The following is a 16,659-nucleotide window of genomic DNA, read 5'->3' on the forward strand; positions in this document are numbered from 1 at the left end:
CATCCTGCAGTGTTCCCTACGCGATCTCCAGCAACAGGGCCCGATGGTCGGAAACCTCGGGCTCTTCAATGACGTCGAACGCCACGACGTCAACGTTTGCTGTGACCAGCATATAGTCGGCGTAGCGGCCCTCCTTGATGTAGTGCGAGGTTCGCGTATCCATGTGACCGCGCGAGGTCACGAGGTCGGTGAGGCTGAGGTCGGCGAGCGCGCCGAACATGACACTGTCGGGGAGCACATTGAAATCGCCGCAGACGACCAGCGGCTCGCCTTCGCGCCATATGCGGCGAATGAGAGCAATCAAGGCATCCGCCTGCCCGCGGCGTGCAGCCGTGTCGCCCTTGCCGGCAAGGTCGCGCAAGCCATGCAGCTGTGCGACGGTGATCGGGCGATTGGTGCGATAGTCGAACAGGCGAAGGCACTGCGCATTGCGCGCGCGGGGGTGCACGCCATAGCCATCGCTCGAGAAGTCGCCGTGCACGAAATCCATCGCCTGGCCGATGATCGGGTGGGACTGGCGCACGAAGGTTGCGAGGCCGAACTCCGACATGACAGAGGTCTCGCCTTCGAACAGTTCGCCCCGCGCGGTCGGCGCGAACAAGGCATCGTGTGCGGGAAGGATCGCCTTGATCTCGGCAAACAGGTTAGCGCGTTGCGGCAGGATATGACTTCCGTCGCGGTAGACCAGCCAGTCACTGGAAACGGTCACCGAACGCGTGATTTCTTGCAGGCAGAGAACATCGGCGTCGATCTCGGCGAGGTAGGGAATGAGCGGCGCGTGCAGCTTTCCGCCCCATGCATTCAACGAGACAATCCGCATGACATCCCTCCCCGGTCTGTGCCAAGCGTTTCCTTTCAGATGCAACGAAACGCTCGATGTCCTTGTTTCTGTGAAAGTCTGAGCGGCAAGCTCTAGCGTTTCTTGAACGGCTCCATGCCTTTGCGGGCGAGCTCGTCGGCGCGCTCGTTTTCCGGATGGCCGGCGTGCCCCTTGACCCAGTGCAGAGTGACTTTGTGCCTGTTGCGGGCTTCCTCGAGCGCCTGCCAGAGCTCGGCATTCTTCACCGGCTTCTTGTCGGCGGTCTTCCAGCCGTTCTTCTTCCAGCCGAAGATCCACTTGGAGATACCGTCCTTGACGTAGACGCTGTCCGTGTAGAGGTCGACCTCGCAGGGCGTCTTCAGCGCCGACAAGGCGGAGATCGCTGCGAGCAGTTCCATACGGTTGTTGGTTGTCTCCGCCTCGCCGCCGAAGAGTTCCTTTTCCACCTCGCCGTAGCGCAGCACCGCCCCCCAGCCGCCGGGGCCGGGATTGCCCGAGCAGGCGCCGTCCGTGAAGATATCGACGTGCTTCATGCTGCAAGCCCATATTCGGCGGCAGAGGCGATCTGCCGATGGAAGCGCAGCTTGCGCAGATATTCGAGCGGATCCTTCTTGGTGACCAGCGCACCCTCGGGCGTCGTCAGCCAGTCGTAGAGGCGCGTCAGGAAGAAGCGCAGCGCCGAGCCGCGAGCCAGGATCGGCAGCGCGGCCAGCTCGGCTGCGCTTAGCGGCCGGACGCTCTGGTAGCCTTCCAGCATCGCCATCCCCTTGGTGATGTTGTAGGCGCCGTCCTTTTCGAAACACCAGGCGTTGAGGATGATCGAGACGTCGTAGGCAAGCAGGTCGTTGCAGGCGAAATAAAAGTCGATCAGGCCTGACAGATCGTCGCCGAGGAAGAAGACGTTATCGGGGAAGAGATCGGCGTGGATGACGCCATCGGGCAGATCCTTCGGCCAATGGGCGGCGAGGAAATCGAGCTCGCTGCCGATTTCGTTCTGCAGCCCCTTTTCCACCTCGTCGGCGCGGGCTTCCGACTTCTCCCAGAGCACCTTCCAGCCATCGATCGACAACGCGTTCGGCCGCTTCAGTTCGAAGCCTTCGCCGGCGACATGCATCTGCGCCAGTGCCTTGCCGACTTCACGGCAATGCTTGGCCTCCGGCTTGCGCAGCCACATGCCTTCCAGGAAGGAGATCAGCGCTGCCGGGCGATCGGAAAGCGTGCCGAGCAAGGCGCCGTCCTTTCTGGGCAGTGGCAGCGGGCAGGACAGACCGCGGGCGGCCAAATGCTGCATCAGCCCCAGGAAGAAGGGCAGGTCGCTCTTCTCGACGCGCTTCTCGTAAAGGGTGAGGATCAGCGGGTCCTTGGTGGTGTGCAGCAGGAAGTTCGAGTTCTCGACGCCTTCCGCGATGCCCTTGTAGGACAGCAGCGTGCCGGCATCGTACTCGATCAGGAACCACTTCAAATCGTCTTCGGAAATATCGGTATAGACTGCCAATTTACGTCCCGCGAAAATGGTTGATCAGTTGAAGGCCACCACCCGGTCCGGGCGCTGGCAGGCGCTGCAATCGTCGCTCGACGATTGCCCCCGCATCGCGGGACCCGCCTCATCCGTTTACGAAAGCCATGTCGGCCGACGTCAGCTCTATGTTGCGCAGCTCGCGGTTGACGAGGAAATGCTCGTTTTCCTGAACCGTCTCCGCAAGCTCGACCTTGGCGTCGAAGCGTGCGCGGAAGGCCTCGATGATCTCGTTGACGATCACCTCGGGTGCCGATGCGCCTGCGGAAAGCCCAAGTGTGGAGATCGGGCCGATCTCATCCCAATCGAGCTCCGAGGCGCGTTGCACGAGGAGCGACTTCTTGGCCCCTGCCCTGAGCGCCACCTCGACGAGCCGCTTGGAATTCGACGAATTCGGCGCTCCCACGATGATGAAGAGGTCGCAGCCGGGCGCTGCCTGCTTGACCACTTCCTGGCGGTTGGTCGTGGCGTAACAGATCGAGTCGGCCGCCGGCGCCGTCAGATTGGGGAAGCGTTCCTGCAGGCGCGCGATGACGCCGGCCGTGTCGTCCACCGACAGTGTCGTCTGCGTCACGTAACCAAGATTGTCCGGATCGGCGGGCTCATAGACGTCGGCGTCCTCGACCGTCTCGATGAGGGAGACGGAACCCTCCGGTAATTGGCCCATCGTGCCGATGACTTCAGGGTGACCGGCATGGCCGATGAGCACCACATGGCGACCGAGTCGGCTGTGGCGCATCGCCTGCTTATGGACCTTCGACACCAGTGGACATGTGGCATCGAGATAGAAGAGGTTGCGGGCGCTCGCATCTTCCGGAACCGATTTCGGAACGCCATGGGCGGAGAAGACGACCGGCTGGGCGCGGTGCTCTTCGGGAATCTCATCGAGCTCTTCAACGAAGACCGCGCCCTTGGCTTCAAGGCCTTCGACCACATAGCGATTGTGGACGATCTCATGGCGGACATAGACCGGCGCACCGTAGGATTTCAGCGCCAGCACGACGATCTGGATAGCGCGGTCGACGCCGGCACAAAAGCCGCGCGGTCCGCAGAGCCTGATCGTCAAAGGGGGTTTCGCCGCAATATTCATGTCTGTTCCGGTTCATAGGGATAGGGCTCTCTAACCCAATATAGGCAAGAATTGAAGCGATACTATTGCGCTGGACTCCGCTTACGGAAACGGGCGACCACGACGATGATCACGAACGTTGCCGCGAGCCCATACCATGTGAAGGCATATTGCAGATGGTTGTTGGGCAGATCGACATCAGTGACGCCGCCGATCGGCAGCCCCTTCGGATTGGGGGTATCGTCCGCGTCCACGAAGAAGGGAACGACCTGGGCCTTGTCAAGGTCGACGCTGGAAGCCATCACATCGAGGTCTTTCCAGTAGAAGATGTTCTTGGCGACGTCGTTGTCGGGCACGACCCAGGATGGCTTACCAGCTAGTTTCGCACGGGCAAGACCGATGACCGTTTGCTGATCGGTCAGTTGGCCCTGCATGCGCATTTCCGGTTCCTTGTTCTCGTAAGGAACGAAACCGCGATTGACGAAGAGATAGCGGCCATCGGCAAGCTGCAGCGGCGTGTAAACGTAAAAGCCCGTTCGGCCGTGCCAGGTGGCGAAGAAGTGCCGCTCCTTGCTGTTGACGTATTCGCCGCTGACCGTGACGTGGCGATAATCGATATCCTCGCCCTTTGCCGCCAACGCTTCGATATCTGCGAGCGATGCCGGCGGCGCCTGGCGGCGCTCGGCGATATCGGCGAGCAGCTTCACCTTCCACTGCAGCCGCTCGACCTGCCAAGTGCCGAGCGAAAGGAGGATGGCCAGCGCAATAAGCACCGCGATGCCGGTGAGGACCGACCGCTTTCGGCGAGACGCCGAAACATGAAATTCAGTCACGCGAAAGACGCCCTTCCCTGGCGTTGTGGCGATACTGCATCGCGATCAGGATCCCCTTGCACCAGCGAAGCGCAAGCAGGGAGAGAATGATGGTCAGGGGGCCGAACAGCAGAATGTGCAGCCAGATCGGCGGCGCGTAGTTGACCTCCAGCCACAGCACCGAGCCGATAACGATGAAGCCAACAATGAGAATGACGAACACCGCTGGGCCGTCGCCGGCATCGGCAAAGGCGTAGTCGAGACCACAGGCCGAGCAGCTCGGCTTCAGCGCCAGCAGGCCGTTAAAGAGCTTTCCCTGGCCGCAGCGCGGGCAGCATCCCTTGATGCCTGTCTTCACCGGATCGACCGGCGGGAAATGCGCGCTGTCCTCGTTCATGCCATCCTTCCAATTGCCTATGGCCAACCGGGGCCTCCGCCATAACTCACCCATAAAGTATTCGCAGAGGGAAAGGAAATACCTGCGCTCTTTCGCCTCAGCGATTCGCGCCAAACAGAAGACGAAAACTGATGACATACGACAGCTCGGCCGGACAGATCGTCATCCTGAACGGCGCCCCGCGCAGCGGAAAATCGTCGATCGCCAACGCGATCCAGGAGCACTTCGACGGCCCCTGGATGAACCTCGGCGTCGACACCTACAACGGCATGACCCCGGAACGTTATCTGCCGGGGATCGGGCTGCGCCCAGGCGGGGAACGCCCCGATCTTGAGGAGATGGTTCCGTTTCTCTATGCGGCGCTCTACGAATCGATCGCCATTCACGCCGGGCTCGGCCTCAATGTGGTGGCCGACCTCGGCCATCACGACAGCTACTCTCAGCCGCTCGGCATTCTCGCCGATTGCGCGCGCCGGCTTGAGGGATTGCCGGTGCTTTTTGTCGGCGTCAGATGTCCGATCAAGGTCATCATGAAAAGGCGGAACATCCCTGTGCCTGGGGGGCATACGCTTTATGTCCGCGCGACCGAAAGCGACGCGGTCCCCCATCCCGTCCAGCTCTGGCAGGAGCAGGTTCATATCCCCGGCATCTACGATCTTGAGGTGGACACCTCGGTGCTGACGCCGTTGGAATGCGCCGAAGCAATCCGGCAGCGCCTCGACCTCGGCATTCCTGAACCCTCCGCATTCGAGCGGATCGCCGCCATGCGGTGATCGACAAAACAAAAAGGGCGGGTGCCACGGCACCGGCCCTTTTTCCGTTTCGCGACCTGCGGCTCATCCCGCAGCCAGTGGTGCGCCCCAGCCGCCCCAAACATAGATGCAGAAGAACAGGAACAGCCAGACAACGTCGACGAAGTGCCAATACCAGGCCGCCGCCTCGAAGCCGAAATGCTGCTTCGGCGTGAAGTCCCCGCGGATCGCGCGCAGCAGGCAGACCAGCAGGAAGATGGTACCGACGAAAACGTGGAAACCATGGAAACCAGTGGCCATGAAGAAAGTCGCGCCGTAGATCGAGTTCTTGAAGGCGAACGGAGCGTGAGCGTATTCGTAGGCCTGCACGGCGGAGAACAGGACACCGAGCAGAACGGTCAGCGTCAGGCCCTGGATCAGGCTCCTGCGGTCGTTGTGCAGCAGCGCGTGGTGCGCCCAGGTGACCGTCGTGCCGGACAAAAGCAGGATGACTGTGTTGTAGATCGGCAGGTGCCACGGATCGAGGACCTCAATGCCTTTCGGCGGCCACTGGCCACCAGTGTAGGCGAGGCGCGAGGCCTGGATCGCTTCATTCGGGAAGAGGCTCGCGTCGAAATAGGCCCAGAACCAGGCGACGAAGAACATCACTTCCGAAGCGATGAACATGATCATGCCGTAGCGCAGGTGCAGCGAGACGACGCGCGTATGGGCACCCTCATGCGCTTCCTTCACGGTGTCCGACCACCAGCCGAACATGACGTAGAGAATGATCGCAAGGCCGATGAAGAACAGCCACGGATGAGCCCACTCGACGCCGAAGAGGTGCAGCGAGCCGCCATTGAGATAGCGCATGAAGCCGACGCCGCCGAATGTAATGACGAACGCGCCGATCGAAGCCAAGAGCGGCCACGGGCTTGGATCGATGATGTGGTAGTCGTGATGTTTCTGATGAGCATCAGCCATGTAAGCTATCCCCGGATCTCTTCCTCTCCGCTCCGGCATAGCCGGAAACGAACCTCAATCAAAGTTTCTTTTCAAGCTTTACCGTTCTACCCTCATTCGAAGCCAGCGGCTTCGGACCCTCTTTGGGATAGAACGTATAGGACAAGGTAACGGTGTGGATATCCTTCGATTCCACAGCCTTGGTAATATCAGGATCGATATAGAATACGACGGGCATTTCTAGCTTTTCGCCCGGCTTCAGGACGGTTTCGTTAAAGCAGAAGCACTGCACCTTGTTGAAATAGGCGCCGGCCTCGCCGGGGGTCACGTTGAACACAGCCTGGCCGCGCTGCGGCTCGTTCGACTTGTTCACGGCGACGAAATTCACCTGAATGGTTTCGCCGATGCGCGGATTGACCTCGCGCTCGACCGGCTTGAACTCCCAGTCGAGACCCGGCGCAATATTGGCATCGAAGGTGACGCGCATCTTGCGGTCGAGAATCACACTGGAGGCCTGCTCGACGCGCTGCGTCGTCCCATTGTAGCCGGTGAGTTGGCAGAACATCCTGTAGAGCGGCACCGCGGCATAACTCGCTGCGCCCATGCCGAAGACGAAGGCAAGGCACATAAGAACGATGGCGCCGTTGTTGCGCGGCTTCCTCGGTGCGCTCCGCATCTCGCTCATCCCATGTGCCCCGACGTAAACTTCACGATCGTAATCGCGTAGAAGAGCACGACCAGGCCGCCCAGAACCAGGCCGAGAGCGACGTTGCGGTTGCGGCGCGACTTGCGCTGCGCTTCCGTAAGCTTGACGACGTCCATTAGAAAATGCCTCCCGCATGTGAAACGAGCACGGCCGCAAGCCGGTCGAACATCAGGGCGGAGAAAATCGCGAAGAGATACAGGATCGAGAAGCCAAAGAGCTTCTTCGCCGGGATCATCTTCTCATCGCCGTCCGGCATCCGCCAGACGGCGATGGAACAGTAAATAAAGATTGCGCCAAGCGCGGCGGCAACCAGGCCATAGCCAAGGCTCGCAAAGTCGAGCGCCGTCGGCAGCACGCCGCAGATCGCCGTCAGCACAGCGTAAGCGACGATCTGATGCTTGGTGGTCCGCTCGCCCGAGACATTCGGCAGCATCGGGACGCCGACCGCCTCGTAGTCTTCCATCTTGAACAGAGCCAAAGCCCAGAAGTGGGCAGGCGTCCATAAGAAGATGATCATGAACAGCACGAAGCTTTCGATCGTGACGGTACCGGTCACGCAGGCCCAGCCGATCATCGGCGGGAAGGCGCCAGCTGCCCCACCGATGACGATGTTCTGCGGCGTCGAGCGCTTCAGCCACATCGTGTAGATCACGGCGTAGAAGAAAATCGTGAAGGCGAGGATCGAGGCTGCCAGCCAATTGACCGCGAGGCCGAGGATCGTCACCGAGAAACAGGAAAGTACCAGACCGAATGCCAGCGCCTCGCGTGGAGCGATGCGGCCAGCCGGGATCGGACGCTTGGCGGTACGGGTCATGATCGCATCGATATCGGCGTCGTACCACATGTTCAGTGCGCCGGAAGCGCCCGCGCCGATGGCGATGCAAAGGATGGCGATGAGGCCGAGCACCGGGTTGATGTGCCCAGGGGCCATAACGAGACCGGCAAATGCCGTGAAGACCACGAGCGACATGACACGCGGCTTCAGGAGCTCGAAATAATCGCGCGCACTCGCCTCCGACAGGCGGAACTCGCCATCGTGTGCCAGAGCTTTGCGATTGCCGATTACTGTCATTCTCTTGTCCTGCAAACCTGTAAGCCGACCGCCGCACTGTAACACGCGGCGGTCGCAATTTCTCGCATCTTACTTGATACGCGGGAGCTGTTCCCACTGGTGATAAGGCGGCGGCGAAGACAGCTGCCATTCGAGCGTCGTTGCGCCCTCACCCCACGGATTGTCGCCAGCAACGCGCTTCTTGGCGAAAGCCTCGAAGACACCGATCAGGAAGATCAGCACGCCGACGGCCGAGATGTAGGAGCCGATCGAGGAAACATAGTTCCAGCCAGCAAACGCATCCGGATAGTCGATGTAGCGGCGCGGCATACCGGCGAGACCAAGGAAGTGCTGCGGGAAGAACACCAGGTTGACGCCGACGAACATGACCCAGAAGTGCAGCGTGCCGAGGAACTCGTTGTACATGTAGCCGGTCATCTTCGGGAACCAGTAGTACCAGGCAGCGAAGATGGCGAAGACGGCGCCAAGCGACAGAACGTAGTGGAAGTGAGCCACGACGTAGTAGGTGTCATGCAGCGAGCGGTCGAGACCGGCATTGGCGAGCTGAACACCCGTGACGCCGCCGACCGTGAACAGGAAGATGAAGCCGATCGCCCAGACCATCGGCGTGCGGAAGCTGATGGAGCCACCCCACATCGTTGCGATCCAGGAGAAGATCTTCACGCCCGTCGGAACGGCGATGACCATCGTTGCAAACACGAAGTAGCGCTGCGCATCGAGCGACAGGCCGACCGTGTACATGTGGTGCGCCCAGACGACGAAGCCGACGGCACCGATCGCCACCATGGCGTAGGCCATGCCGAGATAGCCGAAGACCGGCTTCTTCGAGAAGGTCGAGATGATGTGGCTGACGATGCCGAAGCCCGGCAGGATCAGAATGTACACTTCCGGGTGACCGAAGAACCAGAACAGGTGCTGGTAGAGGATCGGGTCACCGCCGCCTTCCGGTACGAAGAAGGAGGTACCGAAGTTGCGGTCCGTCAGCATCATGGTGATGGCGCCTGCCAGAACCGGAAGCGACAGCAACAGCAGGAAGGCGGTGATCAGCACAGACCAGGCGAAGAGCGGCATCTTGTGCAGCGTCATGCCCGGAGCGCGCATGTTCAGGATCGTGGTGATGAAGTTGATCGCACCGAGGATCGAGGACGCACCGGCGATGTGGAGCGCAAAGATCGCAAGGTCGACCGCAGGACCCGGCGTGCCCGAACTAGACAGCGGCGGATACATCGTCCAGCCGCCGCCCGCACCGTAAGCGCCGGCAGGTCCTTCGACGAACATCGACAGGATGAGCAGAAGGAAGGCCGGGACGATCAGCCAGAAGGAAATGTTGTTCAGACGCGGGAACGCCATGTCAGGCGCACCGATCATGATCGGGACCATCCAGTTGGCGAAGCCGCCGATCATCGCCGGCATGACCATGAAGAAGATCATGATCAGCGCGTGAGCGGTGGTGAACATGTTGAACATCTGCTTGGCGCCGTCGATGGCGGCGTCGCCTTTGTAGCCGTAAACCATCGATGCCAGACCGTGGAAGATCTGGATGCCCGGCTCCTGCAGCTCCATGCGCATGGCAACGGAAAGCGCGCCGCCAATGATGCCGGCGATGATCGCGAAGATCAGGTAAAGCGTGCCGATGTCCTTGTGGTTCGTCGAAAAGAACCAGCGATTGATGAAACTCGGCTTGTGCGAGTGATCGTGATGGTCGTCATGGGCGTGTGCGCCATGAGAATGATCATGCGAGTGATGATCGTCGTGTGCGGAAGGTCCAGCCATGTCCCGTTCCCTCTTCCCTTACTGTGCGACGTTTTCGGCAACGTCGACGGTCTTTGCAGGACCATCGGTTGCGGCCATGAGTGTCTTGTACGCGCCGGGCAGATCGCTGGCGGCAGCGGCGAGCCACTGCTTGTACTTGTCCTCGGAAACGACGCGGATGGCGATCGGCATGAATGCGTGGTCCTTGCCGCAAAGCTCGGAGCACTGGCCGTAGAACAGGCCTTCGCGCTCGGCGCGGAACCAGGTTTCGTTGAGGCGACCCGGAACGGCATCGATCTTGACGCCGAAGGACGGCATCGCAAAAGCATGAATGACGTCGGTTGGGGCAGCGGTCACGAGAACGCGGACGGTCTTGTTGACGGGCAGCACCAGTTCATTGTCCACAGCCAGGAGGCGCGGATATTTCGACTTGTCGTCCTTGCCAGAAGCGGTGCGGTCCTGATCCTTCAGGAGATAGGAATCGAAAGCAACCGGAGTTTCGCCCGAGCCTTCATATTCGTAGTTCCACTGCCACTGGGTGGCGGTCGCCTTGATTGTAACATCCGGATTTTCCGGCAGGGTCAGCTGGGCGGTCAAAAGATTGAACGAAGGCACAGCGAGGAAAAGAAGCACGAGGACCGGTCCCACGGTCCAGGCAACTTCGATCAACGTATTATGGCTCGTCTTGGACGGCACCGGGTTTGCACCGGCGCGGAACTTGAGACAGACGACGACAAGAAGGACCAGAACGAAGAGCGTGATCGGAACGATAAACCACAGGGTATATTGTTCGAACCAATGAATGTCCCGCATGATCGGCGTGGCTGCCGGCTGCAACGTCGCCTGCCACGGCATCGGTTGGTCGGCATAACTGCCGGAAGCAAAAAGCAGACAGACCAGCGCGGTCAGAGCTGCATAAGCCTTCTTAATCACCTTAAAATCTCCCTCGAGCGCTGATCTGTGCAAAATCGCGCACAGAATCCTTGCCATCTCAGCGCTTCAAACCACAGTTTGTCATTGATCGCAACAGCCCAAAGCGTTTGTTCGTGCGGCATTTTCGCTTTCAAACAGGTTGATCCAAGCATAACGAAACATTCCAACTTTTCGTTATAATCCGTGAAATATCGCTTGCGGCCCGGGCCGTCCGCCAACATTCTCGGATAAACGTCCCATTTCCGCCGTAGTCCCCGGCTTTTCAGCGGGTGGGGCTTTTCATTTTTGATGGCGCGCCCCAACTTAGCGGCACTGATTCGAATTGCAGAGGTTTTCATGGGTTTCCGTTCCCTCGCACGGCCGTTTGTGCTGACAGCGTGCATTGCGGCAGCAGCGACTGCTCCCGCTTTCGCCCAGCAGCAACCCGCGCCGGCACAGCCCGCGCCCCAAGCTCCGGCGACGCAGGCAACACCCGGCCAGACGCAGCCGCAGGCACCCGGCACCGTAAAGTCGAACCACGGCGCATGGTCAGTCGTGTGTGACAAGCCGGCCGGCGCCTCGACCGAGCAGTGCGCGTTGATGCAGAACGTCATCGCCGAGGATCGGCCTGAGGTCGGTCTCTCAGTCGTCGTCCTGAAGACCGCCGACCGCAAGTCGAAGATCCTGCGCGTTCTGGCCCCGCTCGGCGTTCTGCTGCCGAACGGCCTCGGCCTCAATGTCGACGGCAAGGACATCGGCCGGGCCTATTTCGTCCGTTGCTTCGCCGATGGCTGCTATGCCGAGGTTGTTCTCGAGGACGAACTGCTGAAGACCTTCCGCAGCGGCGCCAGCGCCACCTTCATCGTCTTCCAGACGCCGGAAGAAGGGATCGGCATCCCCGTCGATCTCAAGGGCTTCGCCGAAGGCTACGACGCCCTTCCCTGATCGTCTCGTTTTTCGGGGCTTGCTCGAACCGTCCACCGGACCTACATCGGCTGAGAGCATTCCTGCTTCAGCGGAGCACAAAGACATGAATACGGATCTCCTCACGCTTTTCGATGCCGACGAAGCGAAGATGCGTTCGCTCGTTGCCGAGGCGCTTTCGGGCGCGGACGACGGGGAGCTCTACATCGAACACGCCCAGGCGGAATCGCTGATGTTCGATAATGGGCGACTGAAGGGCGGCAGCTTCAACACCGAACAGGGCTTTGGCCTGCGCGCGGTGGCCGGTGAAGCGGTTGGCTATGCGCATGCGGGCGACCTCTCCGTCGCCGCCTTGAGACGTGCTGCTGATGCCGTTGGCGCTGTCACCCGCGGTTACTCCGGCAGTTATGCCGCGCCTCCCCAGCGGACGAACAAGAAGCTCTATTCGGACGAAAACCCGATCGGCGCGCCGACGTTCGAGGAGAAGGTCAAGGTGCTGACCGATATCGACGCTTATCTGCGTGGCAAGGACGACAAGGTGCGCCAGGTGACCGCATCCGTGGCCGCCAGCTGGCAGGTCGTCGACATTCTTCGCGCCGATGGTCACCGCGTACGCGATATCCGGCCGATGACGCGCATCAATATCTCGGTCATCGTGGGTGAAGGCGAGCGCCAGGAGAGCGGCTCCTATGGCAGTGGCGGCCGTATCGGCTTTGGCGACTTCATCACCGAGGACAGCTGGCAATTCGGCGCAGACGAAGCCTTGCGGCAGGCGCTTGTGAATTTGGAGGCAATCGACGCGCCGGCAGGCACCATGGACGTCGTGCTCGGTTCCGGTTGGCCGGGCGTCATGCTGCACGAAGCGGTCGGCCACGGGCTGGAAGGCGATTTCAACCGAAAGAAGACTTCGGCCTTTGCCGGCCTTCTCGGTCAGATGGTTGCAGCACCCGGCGTGACCGTCGTCGACGACGGCACGATCGACAACCGCCGCGGTTCGATCACCATCGATGATGAAGGCACACCGTCCGCCTACAACGTGCTGATCGAAAACGGCAGGCTCGTCGGCTACATGCAGGACAGGCAGAATGCCCGTCTGATGGGCATGACACCGACCGGCAACGGCCGTCGCCAGGGCTACGCACACGTTCCGATGCCCCGCATGACCAACACCTACATGCTGGGCGGCGACAAGACGCCCGAGGAAATCATCTCTTCCGTCAAGAAGGGCATCTATGCCGTCTCCTTCGGTGGCGGCCAGGTGGATATCACCTCCGGTAAGTTCGTGTTCGGCTGCACCGAAGCCTACCTGATCGACAACGGCAAGATCGGTGCACCGATCAAGGGCGCAATGTTGATCGGCAACGGCCCGGAGGCGATGAAGCGCGTTTCAATGGTCGGCAACGACATGAAGCTAGACACCGGCATCGGCAATTGCGGCAAGGCCGGACAGTGGGTTCCGGTCGGCGTCGGCCAACCGCACCTCAGAATGGATCAGGTGACCGTCGGCGGCACGAAGGCTTAGTCGAGAACGGGGAGCGGCGATGAGCGAAATCGAAATCAGACCTTTCGTCGCCTCCGATATCGATGATGTTTTCTCGGTGATCCTGCCGATCCAGCGCGAGGAATTCGGTATTTGCGATTACGGCTGACGATCAGCCGGATCTTGCCGTCATTTCCGATTTCTATCAGTCTGGAAAAGGTCAGTTCTGGGTTGCCGTACGCGACGGCCAGATCGTCGGCACGATCGGGCTGAAGGACATCGGCAACGATCAGACGCCATTGCGCAAGATGTTTGTCGCGGCTGAGGTGCTCGGTCGCGAACACGACGTTGCGGCACGGCTTCTGGCGCAACTGGTGGCGCACGCAGAAGATCATGGGATCAAGGATATCTTCCTTGGAACGACCGACAAGTTCCTCGCCGCGCATCGCTTCTACGAAAAGAACGGCTTTTTGGAAGTTTCGAAAAGCGAGCTTCCGCGATCGTTTCCGCTGATGGCCGTTGATACCAAATTCTACCGGCGCATGATCACCGCAGCCTAGGTCTGGCCCTCCTCGGGCTGGAAGAGCCATTTGCGCTTGACCGCCGCCGCCAGATCCAGATCGTTCCTGTGCGCGAAAAGCAGGATGTGGCCGAGGACATCGGCCGTCTCATCAGCGAGGTCGCGAGCCAGTTCCTCATCCGACCTGCCTTTCCGACGCCCTTTGCCGCTGACCCGGTTCCAAGCCTGGGTGAGTTCGCCGATTTCCTCTTGAAGCTTCAGCAGAAACCAGTCCGCGTCGCGCTCTATGCCGTTGGCATCGGCATAGTTCCGCGAAGCACGCTCGAACTTTTCTGCGAGATCATCCAGCATGACGTTCTCCTTTTGTTTATAAAGGAGAATCCTGATTCTGCTGGAAAGTCGAGATGGATCAGCCGTGATCGGGCAGCAGCATGCAGTCGTAGGAGCGCTGTCTTAGGGCATCGCAGGCAGATGTAGCCGCCTCACGGCTCTGGAAGCCGATGAAGCGAGCGCGATAGACCTTGTTGGCGCCATTGCCGACAGCCTCGGTATAGGGCGACGCGGCTTTCAGCGCCGCACCACCTTCAGCCTTGGCCTGGGCAAGAAGGGCGCGGGCGGCATCGTCGCTCGATGCGGCCGAGATCTGAATCTGCCAGTCGCCGGAAGCAGACGGCGCGCCGGCGGATTTGGCGGCGGGCTTGCCGGCGTTGGTTATTTCTCCGAGAGCGGACGGACGCTCCATCGGAACCGTCGCATCGCTCAGATAGCCGAGCGCCTTCGGCGAGAGTTCATTTGTGCGCGGCGCAGTTTCCGGGATCGGCATGTCGCTGTCATCAGCCGCGGAAGCAATTTCCACCTGCTGGCGCGCATTGATGCTTGCAACCAGTTTACCGCCGGTTGAGGCACGGCCGAGATACTTGTCGAGCAGACCCGCCATCTTGGCGTCGCGGCTGCGGGCGGTGCGGCCGCCAAGCACGACACCGACGACGCGGCGGTTGCCGTCCTTTACCGCGCTGACCAGATTGAAGCCGGATGCGTTGGTGTAGCCGGTCTTGATGCCATCCATGCCCTGGTAGCGGTACATCAGGTTGTTGTGACCGCGGATCGTGCGCCCACGAAAATTGAAGCTGGCTGTCGAGAAAAGGCGATACTCGCTTGGATAATTCCGCATCAGCGCCACGGCAAGCGTGGACATGTCGCGCGCCGTGGTGACCTGCCGGCCATCGGGAAGGCCGGACGCATTATAGAAAGCCGTGCGGTTCATGCCGAGCTGCCGGGCCTTCTGCGTCATCATGCGGGCAAAGTTGCTTTCCGAACCACCTAGCTTCTCGGCCATGGCGGCGGCGGCATCATTGGCAGACTTGGTGATCATGCCAAGGATCGCATCGCGAACCGTAATGGAATCGCCAGCGCGAACGCCGAGCTTCGTCGGCGGACGCGAGGCGGCGTATTTCGACATGACAAGCGGTGTGTTCCAGCTGAGCTTGCCACGGTTGATCGCCTCGAATGCCATGTAGATGGTCATCATCTTCGTCAGCGAAGCGGGGTGATTCAGAACGTCGGCATTTTCGGCGCTGAGCACCTTGCCGGTACGGGCATCCAATATGAGGGAGGCGCTGCCGGCCATCGCCGTCAACGGCGCCGCAACGACGAGCGTCGCGGTCATAATCGCGGCCAGCAGCTTCTTCATGCAATTCCCCTCGATGAACGAATAGCCGGCGCCATTCGGATTTGTCCCGTTCCGCTACAGAAGCCGCCAATGTGGCGCGACTTTGCGGCGACTGGTATGATTTTTGACAAGTTTTATCCTTCATAGTGAAAATCCCGTAAAGAGGACACTCAAAAATCCTCATTCAGCAAGACTTAACCTCGGGCTTGCTAGTTTCGCCGCTCCGGAAACCAGCGGGCGAATGAGATGACGGCGAGCGTCAAAAAGCTTGCGAAGCGGATTGCGATCGCAAGCGGTCTTGAAACTGCCAATCTGCTGCGCGCAGCCGGCGTGATGCGCGGCGCTCGCGGACTTGGCGCCATCTTCACGCTCCACCATGTCCGTCCGCACGAAGAGAGCACGTTCGAGCCCAATGCGCATCTGGAAATCACGCCGGAATTCCTCGATCTCGTCCTCGATCGCCTGAAGAGCGACGGTTATCGCTTCGTGGCGCTTGCCGAGATTCCGGCACTGCTTTCGCAAACCGCGTCCAGTCAACCCTTCGCCGCCTTCACCCTCGACGATGGCTACCGCAACAATCTCGTCTACGCCCTACCGATCTTCGAAAAGCACGAGGCGCCTTTTACCGTCTTCGTCGCCAAGGGCCTTGCCGAACGCACGCATACGATCTGGTGGGAGACGCTTGCAGCACTTCTACGCAGGGAAGAGAAGCTCGGCTTCGATTTCGGCAGCGGCCACGAGATGCTCGACGTCACGACGACCGATGCAAAGGAGCGCGTTTTCGCGCGCATCGCCAACCATCTTCATCGTCATGACGAGAGCGCCGCCGTCGCAGCCATCGATCTAATGGCGCGAAAGCACGAGATCGATCCGGACGCAATCGTCGACGATCTCGTCATGACCCCGGCGGAACTCAATCTCCTCGAGGCCAGCCCCCTCGCCTCGCTCGGCGCGCACACAATCAGCCATAGGGCGATGTCGCGACTCTCCGACCCGGAGGTTCGCGACGAGATGGAGGCGTCCCGGGACTACGTTGCTGCGATCACCGGCGACCGACCAAGCTCCTTCGCCTACCCTTACGGCACACGCGAGGCGGCAACACAGAGGCAGGCAGCCATCGCACGCGAAGTCGGTTTCGATATCGCGGTAACGACCCAACCCGGTGTCGTCACCCAGCGCTCGCTCGGCAGCCTCACCTATCTGCCGAGACTCTCGATCAACGGAATTTATCAGAACGTGCGGTACGTGTCCGGCCTTGCCTCCGGTATTCCGTTTCGGTTTGCGCCAAACAGGGCGTGAACGCTCCTGCTGATGCC

The 16,659-nt window shown here is 60.5% G+C and carries 19 protein-coding genes and 1 pseudogene; 5 read left to right on the forward strand and 15 right to left on the reverse strand.

Annotated features, from left to right (window positions below):
- Positions 1-16: 16 nt before the first annotated feature.
- From FHX09_RS09030 to FHX09_RS09055, 6 genes are all read right to left on the reverse strand, one after another.
- Positions 17-820 (reverse strand): endonuclease/exonuclease/phosphatase family protein, encoded by an 804-nt coding sequence (locus FHX09_RS09030; protein WP_007793097.1) that lies wholly within the window; start codon positions 818-820, stop codon positions 17-19.
- 92 nt (positions 821-912) lie between these two features.
- Positions 913-1,353, reverse strand: coding sequence for a ribonuclease HI (gene rnhA, locus FHX09_RS09035; protein ID WP_007793101.1), 441 nt, complete (start codon positions 1,351-1,353; stop codon positions 913-915).
- Positions 1,350-2,315, reverse strand: coding sequence for a homoserine kinase (locus FHX09_RS09040; RefSeq protein ID WP_183720975.1), 966 nt, complete (start codon positions 2,313-2,315; stop codon positions 1,350-1,352). The genes rnhA and FHX09_RS09040 overlap by 4 nt, the downstream gene beginning before the upstream one ends.
- Positions 2,316-2,424: 109 nt before the next feature.
- On the reverse strand, positions 2,425-3,426 hold the full coding sequence (gene ispH, locus FHX09_RS09045; protein ID WP_132588480.1) for a 4-hydroxy-3-methylbut-2-enyl diphosphate reductase: 1,002 nt from the start codon (positions 3,424-3,426) through the stop codon (positions 2,425-2,427).
- Positions 3,427-3,488: 62 nt separating this feature from the next.
- On the reverse strand, positions 3,489-4,238 hold the full coding sequence (locus FHX09_RS09050; RefSeq protein WP_132588479.1) for an SURF1 family protein: 750 nt from the start codon (positions 4,236-4,238) through the stop codon (positions 3,489-3,491).
- A complete protein-coding gene (locus FHX09_RS09055) occupies positions 4,231-4,614 on the reverse strand; it encodes a DUF983 domain-containing protein (protein WP_132588478.1) in 384 nt (127 codons plus the stop codon). The genes FHX09_RS09050 and FHX09_RS09055 overlap by 8 nt, the downstream gene beginning before the upstream one ends.
- Positions 4,615-4,745: 131 nt before the next feature.
- On the opposite strand from FHX09_RS09055, the gene FHX09_RS09060 reads away from it, so the two are divergent.
- Positions 4,746-5,387 carry a chloramphenicol phosphotransferase gene (locus FHX09_RS09060; RefSeq protein ID WP_132588477.1) on the forward strand — a complete coding sequence of 214 codons (642 nt, stop codon included), beginning with the start codon at positions 4,746-4,748 and terminating at the stop codon, positions 5,385-5,387.
- A gap of 63 nt (positions 5,388-5,450) precedes the next feature.
- Here the strand turns inward: FHX09_RS09060 and FHX09_RS09065 are convergent, their stop codons facing one another.
- The 7 genes from FHX09_RS09065 to FHX09_RS09095 form a co-directional block, all read right to left on the reverse strand.
- The gene (locus tag FHX09_RS09065) at positions 5,451-6,329 is read right to left on the reverse strand and encodes a cytochrome c oxidase subunit 3 (protein WP_132588476.1); all 879 of its coding nucleotides are present in this window, start codon (positions 6,327-6,329) and stop codon (positions 5,451-5,453) included.
- A gap of 58 nt (positions 6,330-6,387) precedes the next feature.
- A complete protein-coding gene (locus FHX09_RS09070) occupies positions 6,388-6,993 on the reverse strand; it encodes a cytochrome c oxidase assembly protein (protein WP_184449803.1) in 606 nt (201 codons plus the stop codon).
- The gene (locus FHX09_RS09075; protein ID WP_007793125.1) at positions 6,990-7,130 is read right to left on the reverse strand and encodes a hypothetical protein; all 141 of its coding nucleotides are present in this window, start codon (positions 7,128-7,130) and stop codon (positions 6,990-6,992) included. Before FHX09_RS09075 ends, FHX09_RS09070 begins: the two co-directional genes overlap by 4 nt.
- Positions 7,130-8,086, reverse strand: a complete 957-nt coding sequence (locus FHX09_RS09080; RefSeq protein WP_132588475.1) for a heme o synthase — start codon at positions 8,084-8,086, stop codon at positions 7,130-7,132. Before FHX09_RS09080 ends, FHX09_RS09075 begins: the two co-directional genes overlap by 1 nt.
- 69 nt (positions 8,087-8,155) lie before the next feature.
- On the reverse strand, positions 8,156-9,859 hold the full coding sequence (gene ctaD / locus FHX09_RS09085) for a cytochrome c oxidase subunit I (protein ID WP_132588474.1): 1,704 nt from the start codon (positions 9,857-9,859) through the stop codon (positions 8,156-8,158).
- Positions 9,860-9,877: 18 nt separating this feature from the next.
- A complete protein-coding gene (coxB, locus tag FHX09_RS09090; protein ID WP_183720968.1) occupies positions 9,878-10,771 on the reverse strand; it encodes a cytochrome c oxidase subunit II in 894 nt (297 codons plus the stop codon).
- A complete protein-coding gene (locus FHX09_RS09095; RefSeq protein WP_183720965.1) occupies positions 10,768-11,109 on the reverse strand; it encodes a hypothetical protein in 342 nt (113 codons plus the stop codon). The genes coxB and FHX09_RS09095 overlap by 4 nt, the downstream gene beginning before the upstream one ends.
- Between FHX09_RS09095 and FHX09_RS09100 the strand changes: the two genes are divergently transcribed.
- The 3 genes and pseudogenes from FHX09_RS09100 (at position 11,108) to FHX09_RS09110 (ending at position 13,714) form a co-directional block, all read left to right on the forward strand.
- A complete protein-coding gene (locus tag FHX09_RS09100; protein WP_007793136.1) occupies positions 11,108-11,695 on the forward strand; it encodes an invasion associated locus B family protein in 588 nt (195 codons plus the stop codon). The genes FHX09_RS09095 and FHX09_RS09100 overlap by 2 nt on opposite strands.
- A gap of 85 nt (positions 11,696-11,780) precedes the next feature.
- A complete protein-coding gene (gene tldD, locus FHX09_RS09105; RefSeq protein WP_132588472.1) occupies positions 11,781-13,196 on the forward strand; it encodes a metalloprotease TldD in 1,416 nt (471 codons plus the stop codon).
- A 19-nt stretch (positions 13,197-13,215) separates the two neighbouring features.
- A pseudogene (locus FHX09_RS09110) lies at positions 13,216-13,714 on the forward strand (GNAT family N-acetyltransferase).
- Here the strand turns inward: FHX09_RS09110 and FHX09_RS09115 are convergent.
- Positions 13,711-14,025, reverse strand: coding sequence for a pyrophosphatase (locus FHX09_RS09115; protein WP_132588471.1), 315 nt, complete (start codon positions 14,023-14,025; stop codon positions 13,711-13,713). The pseudogene FHX09_RS09110 and the gene FHX09_RS09115 overlap by 4 nt on opposite strands.
- 58 nt (positions 14,026-14,083) lie before the next feature.
- Positions 14,084-15,364, reverse strand: a complete 1,281-nt coding sequence (locus FHX09_RS09120) for a D-alanyl-D-alanine carboxypeptidase family protein (RefSeq protein WP_132588470.1) — start codon at positions 15,362-15,364, stop codon at positions 14,084-14,086.
- A 225-nt stretch (positions 15,365-15,589) separates the two neighbouring features.
- On the opposite strand from FHX09_RS09120, the gene FHX09_RS09125 reads away from it, so the two are divergent.
- Complete coding sequence (locus FHX09_RS09125) at positions 15,590-16,642, forward strand: polysaccharide deacetylase family protein (protein WP_132588469.1); 1,053 nt, start codon at positions 15,590-15,592, stop codon at positions 16,640-16,642.
- Positions 16,643-16,659: the final 17 nt, after the last annotated feature.

It is taken from the genome of Rhizobium sp. BK538 (assembly GCF_014197575.1).
Classification (GTDB): Bacteria; Pseudomonadota; Alphaproteobacteria; order Rhizobiales; family Rhizobiaceae; genus Rhizobium.